The sequence below is a fragment of the Dietzia sp. NPDC055343 genome (assembly GCF_053645265.1).
Genome location: NZ_JBSHMJ010000009.1, coordinates 50,617 through 74,660 on the forward strand (window position 1 = coordinate 50,617; position 24,044 = coordinate 74,660).

Genomic DNA, 24,044 nt, shown 5'->3' on the forward strand with positions numbered 1-24,044 from the left:
GGGCGCGGCGCGAGAGTCCCGGCGCCGGGTGTGGAGAAACTCGACGACCATCCACAGGTGTTCGTCGCCGTCGCCGTCTTGGCGGACAGACGCACCACCGGATATGCTTCCCGGTGCGGTCGACTCTGCAGTCGATTGACTTCGCGTGTCCTGCCCCGCCCGCGGGTGGAGCATCCGGACCCGTGATCCCCTGGATCACGGACCCTCCGGACGACGGACCAGTTGGTGCCCCTGGCTGTTCAGGGGTGAGGTCCGGCGCGGACACCAGGGCCCGAGGCCACCCGGCTGAAGGGCGTAACCCGATACAGATTCAGAAAGCGAGGACGAGGGCCTCGCGGTCCGGCTGCTTCCAAGCCGGACGAGCCCTCAACCCATCATGGCAGTTATCTCCATGAAGCAGCTGCTCGACGCAGGTGCTCACTTCGGTCACCAGACCCGTCGCTGGAACCCGAAGATGCGCCGGTTCATCTTCACCGACCGCAACGGCATCTACATCATCGACCTGCAGCAGACCCTGACGTACATCGACCAGGCGTACGAGTTCGTCAAGGAGACCGTCGCCCACGGCGGCACCGTCCTGTTCGTCGGCACCAAGAAGCAGGCCCAGGAGGCCATCGCCGAGGAGGCCGCCAAGGTCGGGATGCCGTACGTCAACCAGCGCTGGCTGGGCGGCATGCTCACCAACTTCCAGACCGTGCACCAGCGGCTCCTGCGCCTCAAGGAGCTCGAGTCGATGGAGCAGTCGGGTGGCTTCGAGGGTCGCACCAAGAAGGAAATCCTCATGCTCACGCGTGAGAAGAACAAGCTCGAGCGCACGCTCGGCGGTATGCGTGACATGACCAAGGTTCCTTCGGTGGTGTGGGTCGTCGACACCAACAAGGAGCACATCGCCGTCGGCGAGGCCCGCAAGCTCAACATCCCGGTCGTCGCGATCCTCGACACCAACTGTGACCCGGACGTCGTCGACTACCCGATCCCGGCGAACGACGACGCGATCCGCTCGGTGACCGTGCTGACCCGCGTGATCGCCTCCGCCGTCGCCGAGGGCCTCAAGGCCCGCTCGCAGGCCGGCAAGACCACCGGCGACCAGGCCGAGCCCCTCGCCGAGTGGGAGACCGAGCAGCTCGACCAGGTCACCGGCGAGGCCGCCGCTCCGGAGGCCGCCGAGGCCCCCGCCGAGATCACCGGCACCGAGTCGCCCGTGGCGGAGCCGCCCGCCGCGGAGGCCGCCCCCGAGGCGCCCGCCACCGAGGTCTGATCCTCAGGCACCAGCTCGAGACATGTCGGGCCCGGCCGCCCATGACCCCTCGCGGGGGTCCCCGGGTGGCCGGGCCCGACGTGTCACCGGCGGTGGGAACCGGTCTCCATCGGCGCTTCGGCGTCTAGGGTGGAGGCGGATTCGTCCGCCGACCGACGCGACTACTTTTCACGACACATCCAACCCCTATAAGGAGGGTCGCCCCACAATGGCGAACTACACCGCTGCCGACGTCAAGCGTCTGCGTGAGCTCACCGGCTCCGGGATGATGGACTGCAAGAAGGCTCTCGAGGAGACCGACGGCGACTTCGACAAGGCCGTCGAGGTCTTGCGCATCAAGGGCGCCAAGGACGTGGGCAAGCGCGCCGAGCGCGCCACCGCCGAGGGCCTGGTCGCCGTCAAGGACGGCGTCATGGTCGAGCTCAACTCCGAGACCGACTTCGTCGCCAAGAGCGCCGAGTTCATCGCGCTCGCCGACAAGATCGTCGGCGTGGCCGCCGCCCAGGGCATCTCCGATCTCGACGCGCTGAACGCCGCCGAGCTGGACGGCACCACCGTCGCCGACGCGGTCGTCGCCTTCTCCGCCAAGTCCGGCGAGAAGCTCGTCCTGCGTCGCGTGGGCAAGCTCGACGGCCCCGTCGCCGTCTACCTGCACAAGCGTTCGTCGGATCTGCCGCCGGCCGTCGGCGTCCTGGTCGCCTACTCGGGCGAGGGCGAGGCCGCCGAGTCCGCCGCCCGTTCCGCCGCGATGCAGATCGCCGCGCTCAAGGCCCAGTACCTCTCGCGTGACGAGGTCCCCGCCGACGTCGTCGCCAAGGAGCGCGAGATCGCCGAGGCCACCGCCCGCGAGGAGGGCAAGCCGGAGCAGGCACTGCCCAAGATCATCGAGGGTCGGCTCAACGGCTTCTACAAGGACGTCTGCCTCCTGGACCAGGCCTCCGTCACCGACAGCAAGAAGACCGTCGGTGCGCTTCTCGAGGAGGCCGGCGCGAAGGTCACCTCGTTCCTGCGCTTCGAGGTCGGTCAGGCCTGACCCGCGCCTGAGCCGCTTCGTGCGGTGAACCAGCGACGGCGGTACCCGGGGATCGGGTGCCGCCGTCGCTCGTCGTGCCCACCGGGTGCGCCCGCCTCCGGCGGGCTGCGCTGTGGAGGGCGTGCGGATAGGGCAGAATGTACCCGGCTCCACCATGGGCCGGACAGCTCCTCGACGACACGGTGTCAGGAGCGTCGACGCGCGACACGGGCTCGATCCGCCCGGGACGAGGAGAACGATGACCGACCCGCTGCACGGGTACAAGCGTGTGATGCTCAAGCTGGGTGGCGAGATGTTCGGCGGCGGTGGCGTGGGCATCGATCCGGACGTCGTGCAGTCCGTCGCGCGCCAGATCGCAGAGGTCTCGAGGACCGGGGCCCAGATCGCGATCGTGATCGGTGGTGGCAACTTCTTCCGTGGCGCCCAGTTGCAGCAGCGCGGACTCGACCGCGCCCGGAGCGACTACATGGGGATGCTGGGCACCGTGATGAACTGCCTGGCCCTCCAGGATTTCCTCGAGCAGGAGGGCATCTCCACGCGGGTGCAGACGGCCATCCACATGGGTCAGGTGGCGGAGCCGTACATCCCGCTGCGCGCCGAGCGGCACCTCGAGAAGGGCCGGGTCGTGATCTTCGGTGCCGGCATGGGCATGCCCTACTTCTCCACCGACACCACCGCCGCCCAGCGGGCGCTGGAGATCCGGGCGGACGTGTTGCTCATGGCAAAGGCCGTCGACGGTGTGTACTCCGATGATCCGCGGACGAACCCGGGTGCCGAGCTGTACGCCCGCATCGAGCACCGTGAGTGCCTGGAGCAGGGTCTCAAGGTCGCGGACGCCACAGCGTTCAGCCTCTGCATGGACAACAACATGCCGATCTTGGTCTTCAACATGCTCACCGAGGGCAATATCGCCCGCGCGGTGGCCGGTGAGCAGATCGGGACCCTGGTGAGCAGCCCGGCCTGACCCGGCCGCAGTAGGACCACGCACCCACCAGCCGACACGAACGAAAAGAGACGAAGATGATCGACGACACCCTGCTCGAGGCCGAGGAGAAGATGGAGAAGGCGATCGAGCACGTCCGCGACGAGCTCTCCGCCATCCGCACCGGTCGTGCGAATCCGGGCATGTTCAACCGGGTCATGTGCGAGTACTACGGAACGATGACACCTATCACCCAGATGGCGACCATCACGGTCCCGGAGCCCCGCATGCTCATCATCAAGCCGTACGAGATGTCGCAGATGGGCCCCATCGAGAACGCGATCCGTAACTCGGACCTCGGCGTCAACCCGACGAACGACGGCCAGGTGCTCCGCGTGACCGTCCCGCAGCTCACCGAGGAGCGCCGCAAGGACCTGGTCAAGCAGGCCAAGGCCAAGGCGGAGGACGGTCGCATCGCGCTTCGCGGGGTGCGCCGCAAGGCGATGGATGAGCTCAAGCGCATCGACAAGGACGGCGAGGCGGGCGAGGACGAGGTCAACGCCGCGGAGAAGGAGCTCGACAAGGTCACGCAGCGCTACGTGGCCGAGGTCGACGAGATCGTGAAGGGCAAGGAAGCCGAACTGATGGAGGTCTGACCCCTCCCGGGTTCTCCGCCAGCCGTTCAACCACCACAACAGTCGAGGAGTACGCCGTGGATGACGCTCCGTCCGGCCCGCCCGGGCCCACTGCCGCGGCCGCGGCGCCCCCGTCCCGCGCCGGCCGCGACCTGACCCGGGCGATCCCGGTGGGGATCGGGCTCGGTGCCCTCGTGATCGCCAGTATCGCGTTCAATCCGCGGGCGTGGTATCTGGTCGCGGGCGGAGCCGTGGCCATCGGGACGTGGGAGGTTTTCAAACGCCTCCGTCAGGCCCGGTTCACGCTGCCCCTTGTTCCACTGCTCCTCGGCGGTCAGGCGATGGTGTGGTCAGGTTTCCTGATCGGCGCGACCGGGGCCTTCGCGGCTTTCGCGGCCACGGCGGTGGTGGTGCTGGTCTGGCGGTTGCTCATGGGCGGCCTCGACATCGCTCCGAAGAACTATCTACGGGACGTCTCGGTCACGGTGTTCGTCCTGGTCTGGATCGCCGTGCCGGGATGCCTGGGCGCGATGCTCTCGGACGGTGAGTACGGCGCGCAACGTGTCATCGCGCTCATCCTGCTCGTGGTGTGCTCGGACGTCGGTGGCTATATCGCCGGCGTGCTGTTCGGAAAGCACCCGATGGCGCCCGCCATCAGTCCGAAGAAGTCCTGGGAGGGCTTCGCCGGTTCACTCATCCTCGCGATGGTCGGCGGTGCGCTGGTCGTGTGGCTGCTGTTCGACGACGACATCTGGAAGGGCATCCTCCTCGGCGTGCTCGCGGTGTTCACCGCGACCCTCGGCGATCTCGTGGAGTCCCAGGTCAAGCGCGACCTCGGGATCAAGGACATGGGGACGGTGTTGCCGGGTCACGGCGGGTTCATGGACCGCCTCGATTCCGTTCTGCCCAGCGCGGTGGTGGTCTGGATCGTCTTCACATTCGTCGTCCCGACATAGCGGACACTTCGGCCGGCCGGACTGTCGTTCCGCGCGGCCGGCCAGCGACATCAGCGGGATCGCGCCGAGAGCTTCCGGGCCTTGCGCGCCCGCATCCGGAGCTGCAGGATCCGGAACCCGGCGAACAGGGCCATGATCAATGCGCCGGCGATCGCGGCGAACAGGATCAGGACACCCAGCGGCAGGCTGAAATGCAGACCGAGGTACTGCACGTCCGTCGAGGTGGTGTTCTGTGCTATGAAGATCAGCAGGAGAATCGTGACCAACGCGCCCAGCACCAGACCGACCCACGCCGATCCGAGCCTGCCCGCCGCGCTGTCGGGCACGGCCTGAGGCGAGAGGCGATCGTGATCGGTCGCCTCCGGGGCCGACGGCGCGGGCACGTCGGCGGTTGCATTCTCGGCGGGCACCACGGCCGTCTCGGGGGACGACTCGGTGTTGCCGGCGTCGGCAGGGTCGTGTGAACGCGTGGTCATAGGTGAACTGTAAGCGTTCCCGGCGCTCGTGAGCACCGCCACTCGGTGTGTCGTCCGGCCTCGGTTCTGACACAATGGCCGCATCATGGCTGAACCACTTCCCCTCGTCTTCGATGCGCCCCGCCGCGGGCTGCCCCCTCGTCACTTCGCCGACCTCGACGCCGAGGGTCGGGCGGAGGCGATGGCGGAGTTGGAGGTCCCGGCGTTCCGCGCCAAGCAGCTGGCAAATCAGTACTTCGGTCGTCTCGAGGCGGACCCGCGGGAGATGACCGACCTCCCCGCCAGCCTGCGCGATCGGGTCGCGGACGAGCTGTTTCCGCCCCTGACGTCCTCACTGCGGCATATCACCACCGACGAGGGCACCACGCGTAAGACACTGTGGAAGCTCCACGACGGTTCGCTCGTGGAGAGTGTGCTGATGCGGTACCCGGATCGGGCGACGGTCTGCATCTCCAGCCAGGCCGGATGTGGCATGGCATGTCCGTTCTGCGCGACCGGGCAGGGCGGCCTCCAACGCAACCTGTCCGCGGCGGAGATCCTCGACCAGGTCCGGGTGGCCGCCCGGGCTATGCGCGACGGCGAGATCCCGGGCGGTCCCGGCCGCCTGTCGAACGTGGTCTTCATGGGGATGGGGGAGCCGCTGGCCAACTACAAGCGGGTGCTCACCGCGGTACGGGGTATCGTCTCGCCGCCTCCGTCGGGATTCGGGCTCTCCCAGCGCGCGGTCACGGTGTCGACGGTCGGCGTGGTTCCGGCCATCCACCGGCTCGCCGAGGAAGGCCTGCAGGTCACCCTCGCCGTGTCGCTGCATACTCCGGACGACGAGCTGCGCGACACGCTGGTGCCGGTCAACAACCGGTGGCCGGTCTCGGAGGTCATGGACGCCGCCCGCCACTACGCGGATGCGACCGGTCGTCGCGTATCGATCGAGTACGCGCTGATCCGTGACGTGAACGACCAGACATGGCGGGGCGAGATGCTCGGCCGTCTCCTCGCGCAGCGCCTGGGCGCGATGGCGCACGTGAACCTCATTCCCCTGAACCCGACCCCGGGGAGTGAGTGGGACGCCAGCCCCAGGCATCAGCAGGATGCGTTCGTCGAGGCGGTTCGTGCAGCGGGCGTGTCCTGCACCGTCCGTGACACACGGGGGCAGGAGATCGCGGCCGCCTGCGGCCAGCTCGCCGCAGAGGAGTGACACGCCGCCGCCTCAGCGACCAGAACAAGGGCCGCCCCGCTTCGAGCGGGGCGGCCCTCGTCAGCCGGGTGTGGTTCCGGAATCAGTTGGTGCCGGAGGCGGCGATGGCGCCGGTGGCCACACCGCCGGCCACGGCGTAGTGGTCCGAGGGGACCGAGAAGACCTTGTGCGACTTGGCGTAGGTGTCCTTCTTGGGGCGCAGCGAGAGGATCATCCAGATCAGCAGGAACGCGGCGATCGCGACCAGCCAGATGTTCTCGACGTTGCCGATGTGGTTGCCGAAGAGCATGCCGAGCAGGAACAGGACGAAGAAGCCTCCCACCGCCCAGCCGACCTTCGCGCTGTGCTTGTGCCAGCCCCACTCGACCGACGGCTCGTCGAGCGAGCTGACCCCGTCCACGACGACCTCTGCACTGGTGTGTCCGTCCGCGCTCATGCTCCCCGGTTCTCCTCACGGCTCGCTGGCAGCCCCGCGGGCCGCCGACATCGGACCCAGTTTGTCACACCGGGTCGGGCGGCCGACGGGTAACCCGCCCGTGTCGCCCCACACACCTGGTGCCGCGATGCGGCACCAGGCACCGATGATGTGGACAATGGCAGGGTGACCACGCGTGTTCTCGTCCTCGGCAGTACCGGATCGATCGGTACCCAGGCCCTCGAGGTGACCTCTGAGTCCGGCCCCGACCGCTTCCTGGTGGTGGGTCTTGCCGCGGGCGGTGGCCGCGTGGACCTGCTCTCCGACCAGATCCGCAGTACCGGGGCCGAGGCCGTCGCGGTGTCGGATCCGATCGCCGCGGAGAAGGTCCGGGCACAGTTCCCCGAGGTCAGGGTGCTCGACGGCCCGGAGGCCGCCACAAGGCTCGTCCGTGAGGTCGAGGCCGATGTCGTCCTCAACGGGATCGACGGGTCGATCGGTCTCGGGCCGACCCTCGCCGCACTGGACACCGGCGCCCGGCTGGCGCTCGCGAACAAGGAGTCGCTCGTCGCCGGCGGGGCGCTCGTGACGGGCAGGGCCGCGCCCGGGCAGCTCGTCCCGGTCGATTCGGAGCACTCGGCGATGGCCCAGTGCCTACGTGCCGGCACATCCGACGAGGTGGCTTCGCTCGTGCTCACCGCATCGGGTGGCCCGTTCCGTGGCCGGAGTCGTGCGGAACTAGCGGACGTGACAGCGGCGCAGGCCCTCCGGCACCCCACCTGGGAGATGGGCCGGATGATCACGCTGAACTCAGCGACCCTGGTCAACAAGTCCCTCGAACTGATCGAGGCGCACCTGCTGTTCGGGGTGCCGTATGACCGGATCGACGTGACGGTCCATCCCCAGTCGGTGGTGCATTCGGCGGTGACCTTCGTCGACGGCGCGACAGTGGCCAAAGCATCGCCGCCGTCGATGAAATTGCCTATCGCGTTGGCGTTGGGCTGGCCGACGCGGATCGCGGGGGTGTCGACGCCCCTGGACTTCTCGCGGTCGCACACCTGGACGTTCGAGCCCGTCGACGAGGTGACGTTCCCGGCGATCTCCGTGGCGCGTGCCGCAGGGGCGGCGGGCGGGTTGCGCACGGCTGTCTTCAACGCCGCCAACGAGGAGGCCGCGCCGGCCTTCCTCGACGGGCGTATCCGTTTCACCGAGATCGTCGACGTGGTCGCAGCGACGGTCGAGGCGGCGGACGAGTGGTCCGCCGACCCCCGGGATCTGGACGATGTCGTGGCTGCTGAATCGTGGGCGCGCCGTCACGCGGCCGCGCTCGTGACCGGGCTGGAGGGCTGAGTCGTGTTGGTCGTGGGGATCATCCTGTTCGCCTTCGGGATCATGTTGTCGATCGTGCTGCACGAGTTCGGCCATATGAAGGTCGCGCAGTGGTCGGGGATGAAGGTCCGCAGGTTCTTCGTCGGTTTCGGCCCGACCGTCTGGTCGACCAACCGTGGTGGGATCGAGTACGGGCTCAAGGCCGTCCCGCTCGGCGGGTTCTGCGACATCGCGGGAATGACGGCGTACGACGAGTTGTCTCCCGAGGACGAGCCCCGGGCGATGTGGCGGCAGGCGTGGTGGAAGCGCGTGGCGGTGTTGTTGGCCGGGCCGGCCATGAACATCCTCCTGGCGGTCGCGCTGTTCTACGGCGTGGCCCTCGGGTGGGGTCTGGTGAACCGGGATGTGCAGCCGATCCCGACCGATCGGGTGGCGGCGGTCGTGGGGGACACCTGCGCGGCCGGGCAGGCGGGGGAGCCTGCGTGTGGACCGGGGCTGGGCCCCGCCGGCGCGGCGGGGATCCTCCCCGGCGACCGGATCATCGCGGTCGACGGTGTGCCGGTATCGAGTTGGGCCGATCTGTCGGAGGAGATCGCGGGGCTACCCGGCGAGACCGTGCCGGTGGTCGTGGCCAGGGGCGGTGAGGAGACGACGACGACGGCGACGTTGACCTCGTCCACCGTCGACGGGCAGGAGCGCGGTGCGCTCGGTGTGCGGCTCTCGGATGAGGGGATCCCGCAGGAGATCCTGGACGATCCCGCCTATCAGACGGTCAACACCTATGACGTGTGGAGCGCGGTCCCGGCGACGATCGCGTTCACCGGGGACATGGTCGACGCGACCGTGCAGGGGCTCATCTCGTTCCCGTCCAAGATCCCGGCTGTGGCGGCGTCGATCTTCGGGGCCGAGCGGGCCGAGGATTCGCCGGTCTCGGTCGTCGGCGCGAGCCATATCGGCGGGCAGGCGGCCGAGCAGGGCGCGTGGTGGCTGTTCGTGCTGTTCCTGGCCGGGCTCAACCTGTTCCTCGGCGCCTTCAACCTGGTCCCGCTCACCCCGTTCGACGGCGGCCACGTCGCGGTCGTGTTCTACGAGAAGATCCGGGATGCCCTGCGCCGCCTCCGCGGCCTGGCCCCGGGCGGGCCGGCCGACTACGAGAAGCTGGCCCCGGTCACCATGACCGTGTTCGTGCTGTTGATCGGCGTGTCCGCGATCGTCATCACCGCTGATTTCGTCAACCCCATCCTGCTGACCGGGTGATCCCGGCGACTCCTGCTCGCACGCGGTGGCCCCGACCCGGATAATGGCGGGCGGGACTCATCAGCATCCGGCTGCCAAGCCCCTAAGGAAGGCCCTTCACGTGAACGACTCGTCCTCCATCCCCGTCGGTCTGGGAATGCCCGACGCGCCGCTGCCCGCCCTGGCGCCGCGTCGGAAGACCCGTCAGCTGTTCGTGGGACAGGTGGGTGTGGGCAGCGACCACCCGATCTCGGTCCAGTCCATGACCACCACCAAGACCCACGACGTGAACTCGACGCTCCAGCAGATCGCCGAGCTCACGGCGTCGGGCTGCGACATCGTCCGGGTGGCGTGTCCTCGGCAGGAGGACGCGGACGCGCTGGCGACCATCGCCCGCAAGTCCCCGATCCCGGTGATCGCGGATATCCACTTCCAGCCGAAGTACATCTTCGCGGCGATCGATGCCGGGTGTGCGGCCGTGCGCGTCAACCCGGGCAACATCAAGGAGTTCGACGGGCGGGTCAAGGAGGTCGCCAAGGCGGCCGGGGACGCCGGGATCCCCATCCGGATCGGCGTTAACGCCGGTTCTCTTGATCCGCGTCTGCTGGCCAAGTACGGCAAGGCCACCCCCGAGGCACTGGTCGAGTCCGCGGTCTGGGAGGCCTCACTGTTCGAGGAGCACGGGTTCGGTGACATCAAGATCTCGGTCAAGCACAACGACCCGGTGATCATGGTGGAGGCCTACCGTCAGCTCGCGGCCCGGACCGACTACCCACTGCACCTGGGCGTGACCGAGGCCGGCCCGGCGTTCCAGGGCACCATCAAGTCGTCCGTGGCGTTCGGGGCACTGCTCTCCGAGGGCATCGGCGATACCATCCGTGTCTCCCTCTCCGCACCTCCGGCCGAAGAGATCAAGGTCGGCACGCAGATTCTTCAGTCGCTCAACCTGCGACCCCGCAAGCTCGAGATCGTCTCCTGCCCGTCGTGTGGGCGCGCGCAGGTGGACGTCTACAAGCTCGCCGATGAGGTCACGGCCGGCCTCGAGGGCATGAGCGTCCCGCTGCGCGTCGCCGTGATGGGCTGCGTCGTCAACGGCCCGGGCGAGGCCCGTGAGGCGGATCTCGGCGTGGCATCCGGAAACGGCAAGGGGCAGATCTTCGTCAAGGGTGAGGTCATCAAGACCGTCCCCGAGGCGATGATCGTCGAGACGTTGATCGAGGAGGCCATGCGGATCGCCGAGGAGATGGGCGAGCCCGTCGGAGAGGCCGCGGAGGGCCAGGGCCCCCAGGTCAAGGTCACGCGATAGGCCGTGACCGACACGGTTGCCCCACCTTCCGGGGTCGGTGACTGCCGGGAGGTCGGACCCGGAGAGTCCGCCGCGGTCTCGCGCGTACTCGCCGCCGATCCCTACGTGTCTGCTCCGGCCGCCGAGAAGTTCATGCTCTCGCGCGTCGCCGGGGGAGCGGACGGTCGCTTCCTCACCCGTGGCGGGCCGGAACGATCGCTGGTGTTCGTGGGCAACTCTGTTCTCCCGATCACCGGGGCCGCCGAAGATCACGCGGCGCTCGGCCGCGCCGTGGTCGACATGGGTTTCGGACCGATGTCGGTACACGGCCGTCGGGACCAGGTCGCGCTCCTGTGGCCGTCGCTGCGATGTGGCTGGGGCCCCGCCCGAGAGCACCGGACGGCGCAGTTCCTGATGAGGCTGGGGTCACCGGTCGATCCGGCCCTGGTCCTGGACGGGATCCGACCCGCCACGTTGCAGGAGTTCGACCCGGTACTCGCGGCCGCCGCGGACATGTATCGGGAGGAGTTGCTGGCCGACCCGTTCGCCGTGGGCGCCGGCGCTCCTTTCCGGCGGCGCGTGGCGCGGTCAGTGGCGCGCGGCAGAACCTGGGTCGGTGTCGACCGGGGCCGGGTGTACTTCAAGGCCGACGTCGCCGCGGTCTCCCCGCGCGTGGCGCAGATCCAGGGAGTGTGGGTCGAGCCGGCGCTCCGGGCAACAGGGCTCGGCGCCGGTGGCACGGCCGCCGTCTGTAGCGCCCTCCAGTCCCGCGGGCTGACCCCGTCGCTGGTGGTCAACGGCTCCAACGCGCCCGCGCGAGCGGCGTACCGTCGGGTCGGGATGGTCGACGTGGTCGACTACGCGACGATCCTCCTGTGAGGGGTGGGCCGCACGATCCGGGCCTTCGGCGGTCCCGGGGTGTTGTGGGACAATCGAGTCGAACCGTCAACCCGTCGACGCCGAGTGGTCTTCGAGCAGTGATCACGCAGCCCCGGATGTCGACATCGAAAGGTGCCACCGCCGATGACCGCGCCCGAGACCGATCGCGCCACTCCGGAACACGACGCGGGGGCAGCTGCCGGTGACCCGCGATTCCGGTCGGATGCCGCAGCGGACCGGGTGATGCGGCGCCTGCTGCGCGTCGACGGACTCGATTCGTCCGCCAGCACGGGCGCCCACCGTGCGTTCCGGACGTCGGTGCTCGTCTCCGCCGTGAGGTGTCTGATCACCTACCTGTTGATCCCGATCCTCGTCCCGCTGCTCAGCCTCTCCGGTTGGGTCGCGGCGCCGATCGGGATCGTGTTGTGCGTGATCGCGGTCGTCAACGGCGTCGTGAGTGTGCGCCGCTTCTGGATGGCGGACCACCCTCGCCGCTGGGTGTACACGGGCTTCATGGCCGTCGTGTTCGTCATCCTCGGGGTGGCGATGGTCTCCGAGCTCCACCGGATGGGGGTGATGTGATGGAGTCGCACGAGAACCCGGACACCGAGGTCGAGCCCCGGAGCGGGCAGCAGCCGGCGGGTAGCTCGCGGGGCGAGGTGATCTCGATGGTCCTGTTCGGACTGATGGTGATCATCGCCTCGGTGTGCTTCGTGATCTGGTGACCCCACTCGCGTCCGGCCGTGTCCGTCCGGTCACGACCGGATGCCGCTGGTTCCGGGTCTCGTCGCAGGAGGGCGTGCGGCCGGGTCCCGGGAACGCGCCTATCCTTGGGGCATGACCGCCTCGACCCGTCCGCCCCTCGTCCCCGGCACGCCGACCCCGATTCGCACCGTGCCCGAGTCCATCCCGCGCCCGGAGTACGCGTGGCGAGACCGGGTCGACGAGGCGAACGGCGAGGCGTGGGTGCAGCCGCCCGAGGTGATCGAGGCCATGCGGGTGGCCAGCAGGCTCGCCGCGGACGCGCTGGTGCTCGCCGGCGAGGCCGTCGCCCCCGGGACCACCACCGACGAGGTCGATCGCGTGGTGCACGAGTTCCTGTGCGACAACGGTGCCTACCCGTCGACTCTCGGTTACAAGGCGTTCCCCAAGTCGTCCTGCGTCTCGCTCAACGAGGTGATCTGTCACGGTATCCCGGACAGCACGGTCATCGAGGACGGCGACATCGTGAACGTCGACGTCACCGCCTTCATCCACGGCGTGCACGGCGACACCAACGCCACGTTCTTCGCCGGTGAGCCCCGCGAGGAGATCCGACTCCTCGTGGAGCGGACCCGCGAGGCGATGAACCGGGGGATCAAGGCCATCCGGCCGGGCCGTGAGGTCAACGTGATCGGTCGCGTCATCGAGTCGTACGCCCGGCGATTCGATTACACGGTCGTGCGGGAGTTCACCGGCCACGGGGTCGGCCCCACCTTCCATAACGGTCTCGTCGTTCTCCACTACGACGACCCGAGTCGGACCGAGGTCCTCGAGCCGGGGATGACATTGACCGTGGAGCCGATGATCTCGCTCGGTGGTCCGGGCTTCGACGTCTGGGACGATGACTGGACCGTGACGACCGCGGACAAGGCCTGGACCGCGCAGTTCGAGCACACCGTCGTGGTGACCGAGGACGGGTACGAGATCCTGACGCTGCCCTCCGCACGCTGAGGTCCCGCTCGTCGCACGGCCCTCGAGGAGGCCCGAAATTCGATTTGGACGTATGTCCCACTAAGTCCTCCCGCCAGTGGACAACAGGGTGCATACTGTCCACCATGATCGACACCCCCAGCGGACCCGTGGACCAGATCGACCTCCTCGTCCTGGGAGCCGGCTTCGGCGGCATCGCGATGGCTGACAGGCTGCTCGGCGACGGCCGTGGCCGGGACTTCCTCGTGCTGGAAAGGGCCGAGGAGGTCGGCGGAACCTGGCGCGACAACACGTACCCCGGCTGTGCCTGCGACGTGCCCACGGCCTTGTACTCGTTGTCCCGCCACGCCCATCCGGGCTGGTCGCACTCATTCGGGCGGCAGCCGGAGATCTTCGCGTACCTGAAGTCCGTGGCGGACCGGATCGGACTGCGGGACCGCCTCGTGACCTCGTGTGAGGTGGAATCGGCGAAATGGGATGCCGAGAGTTCCCAGTGGGTCGTAGACACGAGCAGGGGGCGGATCCGTGCACGCCATCTCATCGCGGCCACCGGAGCGCTCTCCGCACCCTCCGTTCCGAATCTCCCCGGGCTCGAGGACTTCGAGGGAGAGGTCTTCCACTCCGCGCAGTGGCGCCATGACCTCCCGCTCGAGGGCAAACGAGTGGCGGTGGTGGGCACGGGGGCATCCGCGGTCCAGTTCGTCCCGGAGATCGCACCGACCACCAGACACCTGACCGTGTTCCAACGGACGCCGGGCTGGGTCCTCCCGCGGCTCGACCGGAGCATCTCCGAGTCCCGGCGGCGGTGGTATTCGCGGATCCCGCTGCTGCAGCGGATCGTGCGTGGGCGCATCTACCTCGGGCGCGAGTTGTACGTGGTCGTCTTCACCCGTGCGCAGTTCCTCCTCCGGTTCTACGAGATGTTCGCGCGCTTCTACCTGTTCCTCCATGTGCGGGACCGGAAGATGCGTAAGGCACTCACCCCGGACTTCTCGATCGGATGCAAGCGGATCCTGCTGACCAGCAGGTGGCTGCCCGCCCTGACCCGGCCGGATGTCACGCTCGTACCCGACGCGGCGTCTGCGGTCACGCCGACCGGGCTGGTATCCGGCGACGGAACCGAGATCCCCGCCGACGTGATCATCTTCGGCACCGGTTTCCAGCCGTCCGAGCCGCCCATCTCGCGGGTCGTCACCGGCTCGGACGGTCGTACTCTGGCCGAGCACTGGGGCGGCAGTCCGCGCGCACACAACGGTGTCACGGTCGCCGGCTTCCCGAATCTGTTCCTGATGTACGGGCCCAACACGAACCTCGGGCACTCGTCGATCGTGTACATGCTCGAGTCCCAGGCCGAGCACATCGGCACGCTGCTCGACCTGTCGGACCGGGCGCGCCACAAGACCATCGAGGTCCGCGGAGACGTGCAGTCCGAGTACGCCGACCGTATGGACCGGGAGCTCGCCAAGACCGTGTGGAACGAGGGGGGCTGCTCCAGCTGGTACTTCGACTCCAGCGGACGCAACTCACTGCAGTGGCCGAGCTTCACGTTCCGCTATCGCGAGCAGTTGAGGAACCTCGACCCGTCCGACTTCGTCGTGGGCTGACCCGGGCCGCGGCGGCGTTGGCCGCGGGCAATGGCGAGGGCCGGCACACCAGACGGCGTGCCGGCCCTTCGGGCTGCGTCAGAAGCCGCGGTCGGGGAAGTCGAGGCCGAGGAGCGCGTTCTCGACGACCTCGGCCATCGCGGGGTGGATCCAGTACTGGCGGCGGGCCATGTCGGGCACGGTCAGCCCGAACTCCATGCCCTGGATGAGGATCTGGATCAGGGACGGTGCGTGGGCACCCATGATGTGGGCACCCAGCAGGTGGCCGGTTGACCGATCGGCGATGAGCTTGCAGCAGCCGACCGAGTCCTCCATCGCCCAGCCGTAGGCCACGTCGCCGTAATCCTGGGTCTTGACCGTGATGTCGTGGCCGGCCGCACGCGCCTCGTCCTCGGTCATGCCGACCGACGCGATCTGCGGCCACGTGAACACGGCGTACGGGACGTTCGTGTGATGGAACGGCTGCAGGTCGTCGGGGTGATGCAGGTTGTGTCCGAGCACACGCTGCTCGTGGTTGGCGACGTGCTTGAGCTGGAACGGCGAACTCACGTCGCCCAGGGCCCACACGCCCTCGGCGGAGGTGCGACCGAACTCATCCACCTGAACGCGGTCGCCGTCCATGGCGATCCCGGCGGAGTCGAGCCCCAACAGGTCTCCGTTGGGGGTGCGGCCGGTGGCGACCAGCAGCGAGTCCGCCGCGCAGGTCGAGCCGTCCTCGAACGTGATCTCCACGCCCCTGTTGTCCTCACCGGTGGCGGTCATGGTGGTGATGTGCTGCCCGAGCCGGACGTCCCAGTGGCCGCGCGCACTCTCGGTGAACCGTTCGGCGAGCTCGCGGTCGAGGTGCTTGAGAAGTACGTCCGAGCGGCCGATGACGGTGACCTCCACTCCCAGCGACGAGAACACGTGGGCGAACTCGCACGCGATGAACCCCGAGCCCTGGATGACCATCGACCGCGGCAGCTCGGGGATCCGCATCACGTCGTCACTGGTGTGGTAGGCCACGCCCGACGCCGTGACGATCTCGGGGATCGACGGCCGCGCGCCGGCGGCGATCACGACCTCATCGGCGGTGATGATCTCGCCGGTGCCGGTGTCGATGGTGCGAGGTCCCACGAAGGTCGCGTGACCGTCGTAGACCGTGACGTTCTCGCACCGGTGTCGCCGGTAGTCCTCGCCACTCGAGGCGATGGGGTCGATACGCCGGTCGAACACCCGGGAGACCATGTCCTGCCAGCGCACCCCGTCCAACGTCGCGTCGACGCCGTAGGTCCCTGCGTGCGCGACGGAGGTCGCGGTGTCCGCCGCGTAGACGAACATCTTGGTCGGGATGCAGCCCACGTTGAGGCAGGTGCCGCCGAACGACCCCTTCTCACAGATCGCGACGGATTTGTCGGCGAAGGACTCGTCGATCAACGAGTTGCCGCTGCCCGTGCCGATCACGATGAGGTCGAAGTGGCGCGAGGGGGTCTGCGTCATGGGGGTCAGAACTCCTTGGTGGGTGAGGACAGGGTGTGGTCCAGCCAGGTCCCCAGGCGGTCGAAGACCACCTCGAGAACGTCGGGCCGGGAGAGGAAGACATCGTGCCGCGCTCCCTCGACGGGCACCTCGGTGACCTCGGCGGACACCCGGTCGGCGAAACGCTCCATCGAGCGCACGTCGAGGATGAGATCGGTGTCCACGTCGACACGCGCGCCGCGCCTGCCGACCGACGAGGCCGTGGACCGGAGCAGGAGGACCGGCAGCGGCAGGTCGAGGCCGCGCTGCAGACGCCGTTGGGCCCGTCGGACGGCGGCCAGCCATCCTGCACGTACGCCAACCCCACCCGGGGGCTTGAGCGTGACGTCGTAGTGGAAGTCCCCGTCGTGCTCCGCGTGCGTGCTCGTGACGTAGAGGTCCGAGGACGGCAGGGGGAGCCGGTAGTAGGGGCGCACCGAGGCGATCGTCCGGATGACCGGGTCGAGGATCCTTCGAGTCCGGTCCGGGACATCGAGTTGGAACCAGGGCGAGTTCAGGATCAGTCCCACGACGGGGTCGAGCCGACCGCCGTCACGCCGGCGGGCGAGCCACAGGGGAACGACCAGGCCGCCCGTGGAATGTGCGGCGACGACGACAGGGAGTCCGGGTTGTTCGGAGGCGATCACCGCGAGTGACTGATCGAGCTCGTCGTCGTATCTGTCCAGGTCGGTGATGAAATGCGGCGTCAGCCCCTCCCGCCTCGAGCGGCCGCACTTGCGCAGGTCGACACCGTAGGTGGCGATGCCCCGCGCGGCGAGGAACTCCGCCAGGTGCGTGTGGAAGAAGTAGTCCGACAACCCGTGGACCACGAGTACGACCGCGACCGGATCCGCAGGTGCCTCCTCGTGCCGGACCAGCGTGGCAGAGATCGGCCCCTCGCCGTCCGGGTCCATCCCCAGCGGCAGTTCACGACGTCGGTAGGCCGGGCCGAGAAGGTCGGGGGTCCACTCGGCGGCGGATCCGGAGCGCCCGGCGGGATCAGAAGCGGAACTGGACACGGCGACCACCCTAGTCCGGTATGGCGGGCCCCCGGACCGGTGTGCCCTGCCGGTCGGGCCGTGAGTAGTCTTGTAGCCCTCAGGTCGCGGGCTCCCGCCGGGGTCCGCGACGACTGGAAATTCGGGTCCACGACCAACGAGCGAGGGTAGCCGGTGACTGCAGACCAGGTGGCAAAGCACGGAACGACGGATGTGGCGCTCATCGGCGCCGGCACCATGAGCGCAACGCTCGGTGCCCTGCTGCGTCGACTCCAGCCGGACTGGGACATCCAGATCTACGAGCGGCTCGAGGGGCCCGCGTTGGAGTCCTCCGACGCCTGGAACAACGCCGGTACCGGACACTCCGCGCTGTGCGAGCTCAACTACTCGCCGAAGACCGCCAGCGGGGACGTCGACATCACCAAGGCCGTGAGCGTCAACGAGAAGTTCCAGGTCTCCCGGCAGTTCTGGTCGTACGCGGTGGAGAACACCCTGCTCGGTGATCCGACCGAGTGGATCCGGCCCGTGCCGCACATGAGTTTCGTGACCGGCCGGGACGGTCAGGACTACCTGCGCAAGCGCTACGACAAGCTCGCCGGGCACCCGCTGTTCCCGGGCATGGAGCACACCACCGACTTCGGCGAACTCGAGCGACTCGTCCCGCTGATGGCTCGCGGTCGTTCGCCCGAGCAGCCCTTCGCACTGAGCCATTTCGCGGGAGGCACCGACGTCAACTTCGGCGCCCTCACCCGCCAGTTGGTCAAGTACCTCACCCGAACCGGGACCGAGGTCCACTACCAGAACCAGGTCAAGGATCTGGAGCGCAACACCGACGGGACCTGGCGCCTCACCGTGGCCAACCGCCACACCGGTGACGAGCGCACGGTCGACGCGAAGTTCGTCTTCGTCGGGGCCGGCGGCGGCGCCCTGCACCTGCTGCAGAAGTCGGGCATTCCCGAGATCAAGGGGATCGGTGGCTTCCCCGTGGGCGGCCAGTGGCTGCGCTGCACCAACCCCGAACTCGTCGAGCAGCACCAGGCCAAGGTCTACAGCCAGGCCTCCGTGGGCGCACCGCCGATGTCGGTCCCGCACCTGGACACCCGTGTCATCGACGGCAAGAAGGGCCTGCTGTTCGGCCCCTTCGCCGGCTGGACCCCGAAGTTCCTCAAGATGGGCAGCTTCATGGATCTGCCGAGCAGCGTCCGAGCCGGCAACCTGCTGCCCATGGCGAACATCGGCCTCACCGAGATGGGTCTCGTCAAGTACCTCGTCACCGAGCTCGCCAAGAACCACGGCGCCCGTGTCGACACCCTGCGCGACTTCGTGCCCTCGGCCCAGGACGGCGAGTGGGAGAAGGTCGTCGCCGGACAGCGCGTCCAGGTCATCAAGCCCAAGCCCGGTGGTCGGGGCGGCACCCTGGAGTTCGGCACCGCCGTGGTCAACGCCGCGGACGGGTCGATCGCCGGCCTGCTGGGCGCGTCGCCCGGCGCCTCGACCGCCGTGGACGCGATGGTCGACGTGCTCCGTCGCTGCTTCCCGACCCGTTTCGCGGAGTGGACACATGCGCTGGAGGAGATGATCCCCTCGCTCGGTCGCGACCTGGCCGCGGATCCCACGCTGTTCACCGAACAATTCGAGCGCTCCACCCGCACGCTGAAGCTCGACCAGAAGGTCTGACACCCAGCACCGCCCGCGGGGCGCCGCCACGCCACATCCCCCGACCTGCGTCCGCGCGAGGTCGGGGGATGTCTGTCATCACGGACACGGCGGCCCAGGGCGGGGAACGCGATCAGGGGCCGATAGGATCGACCGCATGATCCGGCCCGTGAACCCGTACCCCGTCGGCCTGGAGCTGGAGGGCCGTCGAGTCGTGGTGATCGGCGGTGGATCCGTGGCCCAGAGGCGCATCCCCGTCCTGCTCGAGTCCGGGGCCGCCGTCCACCTGGTGAGTCCGGAGATCACCCCCACGCTGCAGGGACTGGTCGATGCCGGCCGCATCTGGTGGCAGTCCAGGGAGTACCGGAGCGGGGACCTCGAAGGCGCCTGGTACGTGGTCGCGGCCACCAAGGACTCGCTCGTGAACGCCCGGGTCGCCGCCGAGGCAGAGCAGCTGCGTACGTTCTGCGTCCGCTCGGACGCGGTGAGCTCCGGGACCGCGGTCACCCCGGCAGTCGTCCGTCGCGGCCAGATGCTGGTCTCGGTTCTCACCGGGGACCGGGCACGGACCGCGGAGGCGCGGGACGTGGTGGCGCGCGCCCTGAGCGAGGCGGCTGCGGAGTCGCCCGAACTCGACGAGACGCTGCGCGGGACCGTGGCGCTGGTCGGCGGCGGGCCCGGCGCGGACGACCTCATGACCATCCGCGGCCGTCGGCTGCTGGCGCAGGCCGACGTCGTGGTGGCCGACCGGCTCGCGCCCCAGCGTCCGCTCGCCGAACTCCGGCCCGACGTGGAGGTCGTCGATGCGGCGAAGATCCCCTACGGCCGTTCCATGGCGCAGGAGGCCATCAACCAGGTGCTGGTGGAGCGGGCACGCGAGGGCAAGTTCGTCGTGCGACTCAAGGGCGGCGACTCGTTTCTCTACGGCCGTGGTTATGAGGAGGCCCAGGCGTGCGCGGAGGCGGGGATCCCGTGCTCGGTGGTGCCCGGGGTCTCCAGTGCGCTGTCCGTGCCGGCGCTGGCGGGGATCCCGGTGACCAACCGGGGGATGACGCACGAGGCGACGATCGTCTCCGGGCACCTCCCGCCCGGGCACGCCGACTCGCTCGTGGACTGGCAGGCGCTCGCGCGCATGCGCGGAACGCTGGTGATACTGATGGGCGTCAAGAACACGCCGGCGATCGCCGAGGCGCTCGTGGCCGGCGGCAGGGACGCGAACACCCCGGCTGCCGTGGTCATGGACGGCAGCCTCGAAGGTCAGGCGACACACCGGTGCACTCTCGGAACGCTCACGGCGGTGCTGGCGGAGAAGGACGTCCGCCCGCCGGCCATCGTGGTGGTGGGCGAGGTGGCCGGGCTCCCGCAGGTGCTGTCCGAATCCTGAGGGGCGGACCGCAGCCGCCCGACTCGGGCGTCATGGGGCCGTGAGCGCCCGTAAGAAGGTCGGTTTCCTGTCCTTCGACGATGTCACCACGGTTGGGCGACCGTCGGGGGGCCGGCCCCACCGAGCGGCGCCGGTGTCGTCGTCGTCCTTCTTCCTCAGGGTTCCGTGACCAGGGTCAGGACGGTGTCCGAGGTCCGTTCGATCGCGTGCCCGGCACGGCGGGCGACCCGCAGCAGCGAACCGAGATCCGACAGTTCGGCGCGCGAGGTCGCGAGCGTCCGCGCCAACAGCCCCTTGTGGTGCTTGGAGAAATGCGAGACGACCTTGCGGGTGCCGTCCGGGTACTCGGTGACCACATCCACGGTCACCGCGCCGGGCACCGGGCCCAGCTGGTGGTAGCCACCGGATCGTAGGTCGAGTACGAGCTCCTCCGCCCACTCCGCGACCGCGTCGGTGAGGGCGGTGCGCCACGTCGCCCGGAGCGTCCCCAACCCGGGCAGCTGGGTGCCCGCCGACAGCCGGTAGTGGGGGATGGGGTCCGCGGCGGCCACCAGTCCGAACAGCGCCGAACCGATCCACAGGCGCGCCTCGGCGCGCGCCCGGGTGACCTTGGTGAACGAGGCCTGGTCGAGGGCGTCGTACAGCACCCCCGTATATCGGCTCAGCGCCGGAGCGGTGGGAGATGTCCACAGCTCGGCGTCCAGCGTCACCTCGCCGGCCAGGGCGTCGCTCAGACCGAGCACGCGCTGGGCCTCGCCTGGATCGTCCGTGCATACCGCGACCAGTGCATCCGCGACCGTGCGACGGGTCGCGGTCAGTGACGGCAGGGACAGTCCGGCCAGGTCCAGGGGGGCCCCGGAGCCGCCGACGGACTTGGTCTCGGAGGGCGAGAGGAGGATGCGCACCCGCCAGAGGCTACCGTCGGGCCGGGCGCGCGCCGCGGGGCGGCTACGCTTGACCACCGTGATCACGCGTCTGTCCCACCTTTTCCTGCGCACGCTCCGCGACGACCCGTCCGACGCCGAGGTGCTGAGCCACAAACTGCTGGTGCGCGCCGGCTATGTCCGCCGTGTCGCGCCCGGCGTGTACTCGTGGCTCCCGCTCGGCCTGCGCACGCTCCGCCGCATCGAACAGGTGGTGCGCGAGGAGATGAACGTCTTCGGCGCGCAGGAGATCAGCCTGCCCGCGCTGCTGCCGCGTGAGCCGTACGAGACCACCGGCCGGTGGACCGAGTACGGCCCGGCGTTGTTCCGGCTCAAGGACCGCAAGGGCAACGACATGATGCTCGGCCCCACCCACGAGGAGCTCTTCACGCTCACCGTCCAGGGCGAGTACTCCTCGTACAAGGACCTGCCCGTCACGCTGTACCAGATCCAGACCAAGTACCGCGATGAGGAGCGGCCGCGGGCGGGCATCCTCCGTGGGCGCGAGTTCGTCATGAAGGATTCGTACTCCTTCGACGTCGACGACGCCGGTCTCGAACGGTCCTACCAGTCGCACCGCGACGCGTACCAGCGCATCTTCGACCGGCTCGGCATCGAGTACGTGATCTGCGCGGCGACCTCCGGGGCCATGGGCGGCTCCGCGTCCGAGGAGTTCCTCGCCGTATCCGCCGCGGGTGAGGACACCTTCGTCCGGTCGACCGACGGCGAGTACGCGGCCAATGTCGAGGCCGTCGAGACCCCGGCGCCCGCGGCGCTTCCGTTCGACGGTCTCCCCGAGGCCGTCGTGCACCCCACGCCGGACACCCCCACGATCGAGACCCTCGTCGCGTGGGCCAACGGTGCCGACCTCGGACGGGACATCTCCGCGGCGGACACGCTCAAGAACGTCATGCTCAAGGTCCGTGAGCCGGGCAAGGACTGGGAGTTGCTCGGTGTGGGTGTCCCGGGCGACCGCGAGGTCGACATGAAACGCATCGAGGCCGCGCTCGAGCCGGCCGAGGTCGCGGTGCTCGAGGAGGCGGATTTCACCGCCAACCCGTTCCTGGTCAAGGGTTACATCGGTCCCCGGGGCCTGCTGGCGAACGAGGTCCGCTACCTCGTGGACCCGCGGGTCGCGGAGGGCACGTCGTGGATCACCGGGGCGGATGTGGCGGGAAAACACTACGTCGGACTGGTCTGCGGCCGTGACTTCACGCCCGAGGGCACGATCGAGGCGGCCGACGTCCGCGAGGGAGACCCCGCCCCCGGTGGCCACGGAACCCTGACGCTCGCCCGTGGCATCGAGATCGGCCACATCTTCCAGCTCGGCCGCAAGTACACCGATGCCTTCGGGTTCGACGTTCTCGGAGAGAACGGCAAGCCCGCCCGCGTGACGATGGGCTCCTACGGAATCGGTGTCTCTCGTCTCGTCGCGGTGCTGGCGGAGCAGTTCGCCGACGAGAAGGGTCTGGTGTGGCCCGCCGAGGCCGCTCCCGCGGACGTGCACGTGGTGATCGCGAACAAGGACGAGGCGGCGATCAGCGGCGCGGGCACCCTCGTGGAGGCGTTCGACAGGGCCGGGCTGGAGATCCTCTTCGACGACCGCAAGGCGTCGCCCGGGGTGAAGTTCAAGGACGCCGAACTGATCGGCGTGCCGTGGGTCGTCGTGGTGGGGCGCGGTTGGTCCGAGGGCACGGTGGAGCTGCGTGAGCGGGCCACCGGCGAGGTCACCCAGATCGCCGTCGACGGGGCCGCCGAGGAGATCATCCGCCTCGTCCGCGCCGAGCGCTGATCAGGTAGCTGGCGGGAACCCGGGCAGCGCCTCGAACGGCGCTCCCGGGATCAACGTCCGCCACCGGGCGAGTTGGACCGCCGCGGCGGTGAGCGCGTCCAGGCAGAACTGTCGGCGATCGGGTTCCGCGGAGGTGCCCAACTGGGCCCGCCACGCCTCGCAACAGTCCGACTCGATCCGGATCGCGAGGAGCACCGGGGCGGTGGGTGTGTCCGGCCCGGCGAGGTACCCGACCGGCGCGGGCGGGGAGTCGGGCCACAGTTCCTCCGCGGCATCGCGGCGCGCCCGGTGCGCGGCCAGTTCACGCCGGACAGCACCGTGGATCGAGCCGTCCGCTGTCGCCAGCAGGAGTCCGTAGCCGTAGACGGCGGCGTCCTCTGCCGCAAGACCGACCGGAGTCGTCACGAGAGCTCCACCTCCACTGCCGCGGTGCACGCCGCCGAGACCGACCCGGTCAGTTCGGCCCGGGCCCCGTCGGCGGCCACCGCCACGTCCGCGGCCTGCTCGGCGTCGCCGCGGAGCCGGGATCTGACCTCGGCGACGGGCGGGCAGGACGTGGCGGCCCCGGGAGGGGGCGTGGTGGTCGCCGTACCCGACGCCGCGGGGTCGTCGACGAGTTCCCCCAGACGCTCGGCGTGGATCCGACGGACCTCGGCGAGACGCCGGAGGGCGCCAGCGTACTCGCCGTGGGACGCGTCCGCCGCGGCGAACTCGCGTGCGTCGCGCTCGGCGGCGCGAATGAGCTCGAGGATCGGGTCGGGACTGTCGTCGCCGGTCGGGACCGCGCACCCGGTGGCCACCGCCAGACCCACGACGCCGGAGGACACGGCCAGGAATCGGCGCCGCGAGAGCGCCACGGGGGAGGAGCTGAGCACCCCG

The 24,044-nt window shown here is 69.3% G+C and carries 24 protein-coding genes; 17 read left to right on the forward strand and 7 right to left on the reverse strand.

The window, feature by feature from the left end; translation table 11 throughout:
* Window positions 1-376 precede the first annotated feature (376 nt).
* From rpsB to ACWIE7_RS06510, 5 genes are all read left to right on the forward strand, one after another.
* Complete coding sequence (gene rpsB, locus ACWIE7_RS06490) at window positions 377-1,258, forward strand: 30S ribosomal protein S2 (protein WP_452099038.1); 882 nt, start codon at window positions 377-379, stop codon at window positions 1,256-1,258.
* A gap of 208 nt (window positions 1,259-1,466) precedes the next feature.
* Entirely contained in the window at window positions 1,467-2,291 is an 825-nt protein-coding gene (tsf, locus tag ACWIE7_RS06495; RefSeq protein ID WP_230928767.1) for a translation elongation factor Ts, read from the forward strand.
* A 238-nt stretch (window positions 2,292-2,529) separates the two neighbouring features.
* Complete coding sequence (pyrH, locus tag ACWIE7_RS06500) at window positions 2,530-3,255, forward strand: UMP kinase (protein WP_454068830.1); 726 nt, start codon at window positions 2,530-2,532, stop codon at window positions 3,253-3,255.
* 56 nt (window positions 3,256-3,311) lie between these two features.
* Window positions 3,312-3,869: a ribosome recycling factor gene (frr, locus tag ACWIE7_RS06505; protein WP_230928769.1), complete on the forward strand. Its 558-nt coding sequence runs from the start codon at window positions 3,312-3,314 to the stop codon at window positions 3,867-3,869.
* 56 nt (window positions 3,870-3,925) lie between these two features.
* Entirely contained in the window at window positions 3,926-4,804 is an 879-nt protein-coding gene (locus ACWIE7_RS06510; protein ID WP_452099037.1) for a phosphatidate cytidylyltransferase, read from the forward strand.
* 50 nt (window positions 4,805-4,854) lie between these two features.
* On the opposite strand, the gene ACWIE7_RS06515 is transcribed toward ACWIE7_RS06510, so the two are convergent.
* The gene (locus ACWIE7_RS06515; protein WP_452099036.1) at window positions 4,855-5,280 is read right to left on the reverse strand and encodes a lipopolysaccharide assembly protein LapA domain-containing protein; all 426 of its coding nucleotides are present in this window, start codon (window positions 5,278-5,280) and stop codon (window positions 4,855-4,857) included.
* 85 nt (window positions 5,281-5,365) lie between these two features.
* Between ACWIE7_RS06515 and rlmN the strand changes: the two genes are divergently transcribed.
* Entirely contained in the window at window positions 5,366-6,475 is a 1,110-nt protein-coding gene (rlmN, locus tag ACWIE7_RS06520; RefSeq protein ID WP_452099035.1) for a 23S rRNA (adenine(2503)-C(2))-methyltransferase RlmN, read from the forward strand.
* A gap of 82 nt (window positions 6,476-6,557) precedes the next feature.
* On the opposite strand, the gene ACWIE7_RS06525 is transcribed toward rlmN, so the two are convergent.
* Window positions 6,558-6,911 (reverse strand): DUF2631 domain-containing protein, encoded by a 354-nt coding sequence (locus ACWIE7_RS06525; RefSeq protein ID WP_454058327.1) that lies wholly within the window; start codon window positions 6,909-6,911, stop codon window positions 6,558-6,560.
* 165 nt (window positions 6,912-7,076) lie between these two features.
* Here ACWIE7_RS06525 and dxr point away from each other — a divergent pair, with 165 nt between their 5' ends.
* The 8 genes from dxr (at window position 7,077) to ACWIE7_RS06565 (ending at window position 14,915) form a co-directional block, all read left to right on the forward strand.
* Complete coding sequence (dxr, locus tag ACWIE7_RS06530; RefSeq protein ID WP_452099033.1) at window positions 7,077-8,240, forward strand: 1-deoxy-D-xylulose-5-phosphate reductoisomerase; 1,164 nt, start codon at window positions 7,077-7,079, stop codon at window positions 8,238-8,240.
* 3 nt (window positions 8,241-8,243) lie between these two features.
* Window positions 8,244-9,476 (forward strand): M50 family metallopeptidase, encoded by a 1,233-nt coding sequence (locus ACWIE7_RS06535; protein WP_452099032.1) that lies wholly within the window; start codon window positions 8,244-8,246, stop codon window positions 9,474-9,476.
* Window positions 9,477-9,612: 136 nt separating this feature from the next.
* The gene (ispG, locus tag ACWIE7_RS06540; protein ID WP_454058354.1) at window positions 9,613-10,761 is read left to right on the forward strand and encodes a flavodoxin-dependent (E)-4-hydroxy-3-methylbut-2-enyl-diphosphate synthase; all 1,149 of its coding nucleotides are present in this window, start codon (window positions 9,613-9,615) and stop codon (window positions 10,759-10,761) included.
* Window positions 10,762-10,764: 3 nt separating this feature from the next.
* Window positions 10,765-11,619: a GNAT family N-acetyltransferase gene (locus tag ACWIE7_RS06545; RefSeq protein WP_454068831.1), complete on the forward strand. Its 855-nt coding sequence runs from the start codon at window positions 10,765-10,767 to the stop codon at window positions 11,617-11,619.
* A gap of 144 nt (window positions 11,620-11,763) precedes the next feature.
* Window positions 11,764-12,201 (forward strand): hypothetical protein, encoded by a 438-nt coding sequence (locus tag ACWIE7_RS06550; RefSeq protein WP_454068832.1) that lies wholly within the window; start codon window positions 11,764-11,766, stop codon window positions 12,199-12,201.
* A complete protein-coding gene (locus tag ACWIE7_RS06555; RefSeq protein WP_452099029.1) occupies window positions 12,201-12,344 on the forward strand; it encodes a hypothetical protein in 144 nt (47 codons plus the stop codon). Before ACWIE7_RS06550 ends, ACWIE7_RS06555 begins: the two co-directional genes overlap by 1 nt.
* A gap of 112 nt (window positions 12,345-12,456) precedes the next feature.
* Window positions 12,457-13,332, forward strand: a complete 876-nt coding sequence (map, locus tag ACWIE7_RS06560) for a type I methionyl aminopeptidase (protein WP_452099028.1) — start codon at window positions 12,457-12,459, stop codon at window positions 13,330-13,332.
* Window positions 13,333-13,436: 104 nt separating this feature from the next.
* Window positions 13,437-14,915 carry a flavin-containing monooxygenase gene (locus ACWIE7_RS06565; RefSeq protein WP_454068833.1) on the forward strand — a complete coding sequence of 493 codons (1,479 nt, stop codon included), beginning with the start codon at window positions 13,437-13,439 and terminating at the stop codon, window positions 14,913-14,915.
* 78 nt (window positions 14,916-14,993) lie between these two features.
* On the opposite strand, the gene mtr is transcribed toward ACWIE7_RS06565, so the two are convergent.
* Both mtr and ACWIE7_RS06575 read right to left on the reverse strand, forming a co-directional pair.
* A complete protein-coding gene (gene mtr, locus ACWIE7_RS06570; RefSeq protein WP_454068834.1) occupies window positions 14,994-16,394 on the reverse strand; it encodes a mycothione reductase in 1,401 nt (466 codons plus the stop codon).
* Between the two features lie 5 nt (window positions 16,395-16,399).
* Complete coding sequence (locus tag ACWIE7_RS06575; RefSeq protein ID WP_454068835.1) at window positions 16,400-17,431, reverse strand: alpha/beta hydrolase; 1,032 nt, start codon at window positions 17,429-17,431, stop codon at window positions 16,400-16,402.
* Between the two features lie 216 nt (window positions 17,432-17,647).
* On the opposite strand from ACWIE7_RS06575, the gene mqo reads away from it, so the two are divergent.
* Window positions 17,648-19,087 (forward strand): malate dehydrogenase (quinone), encoded by a 1,440-nt coding sequence (gene mqo, locus ACWIE7_RS06580; protein ID WP_454068845.1) that lies wholly within the window; start codon window positions 17,648-17,650, stop codon window positions 19,085-19,087.
* Window positions 19,088-19,223: 136 nt separating this feature from the next.
* Window positions 19,224-20,450, forward strand: a complete 1,227-nt coding sequence (gene cobA / locus ACWIE7_RS06585) for a uroporphyrinogen-III C-methyltransferase (RefSeq protein ID WP_452099024.1) — start codon at window positions 19,224-19,226, stop codon at window positions 20,448-20,450.
* Window positions 20,451-20,605: 155 nt separating this feature from the next.
* Here the strand turns inward: cobA and ACWIE7_RS06590 are convergent, their stop codons facing one another.
* Window positions 20,606-21,355 carry a YaaA family protein gene (locus tag ACWIE7_RS06590; protein WP_452099023.1) on the reverse strand — a complete coding sequence of 250 codons (750 nt, stop codon included), beginning with the start codon at window positions 21,353-21,355 and terminating at the stop codon, window positions 20,606-20,608.
* A 58-nt stretch (window positions 21,356-21,413) separates the two neighbouring features.
* On the opposite strand from ACWIE7_RS06590, the gene ACWIE7_RS06595 reads away from it, so the two are divergent.
* Window positions 21,414-23,165 (forward strand): proline--tRNA ligase, encoded by a 1,752-nt coding sequence (locus ACWIE7_RS06595; RefSeq protein WP_452099022.1) that lies wholly within the window; start codon window positions 21,414-21,416, stop codon window positions 23,163-23,165.
* On the opposite strand, the gene ACWIE7_RS06600 is transcribed toward ACWIE7_RS06595, so the two are convergent.
* Both ACWIE7_RS06600 and ACWIE7_RS06605 read right to left on the reverse strand, forming a co-directional pair.
* The gene (locus tag ACWIE7_RS06600) at window positions 23,166-23,570 is read right to left on the reverse strand and encodes a DUF4439 domain-containing protein (RefSeq protein WP_452099021.1); all 405 of its coding nucleotides are present in this window, start codon (window positions 23,568-23,570) and stop codon (window positions 23,166-23,168) included. It lies immediately after the preceding gene.
* Window positions 23,567-24,040, reverse strand: a complete 474-nt coding sequence (locus ACWIE7_RS06605; protein WP_452099020.1) for a hypothetical protein — start codon at window positions 24,038-24,040, stop codon at window positions 23,567-23,569. Before ACWIE7_RS06605 ends, ACWIE7_RS06600 begins: the two co-directional genes overlap by 4 nt.
* Between the last annotated feature and the right edge of the window lie 4 nt (window positions 24,041-24,044).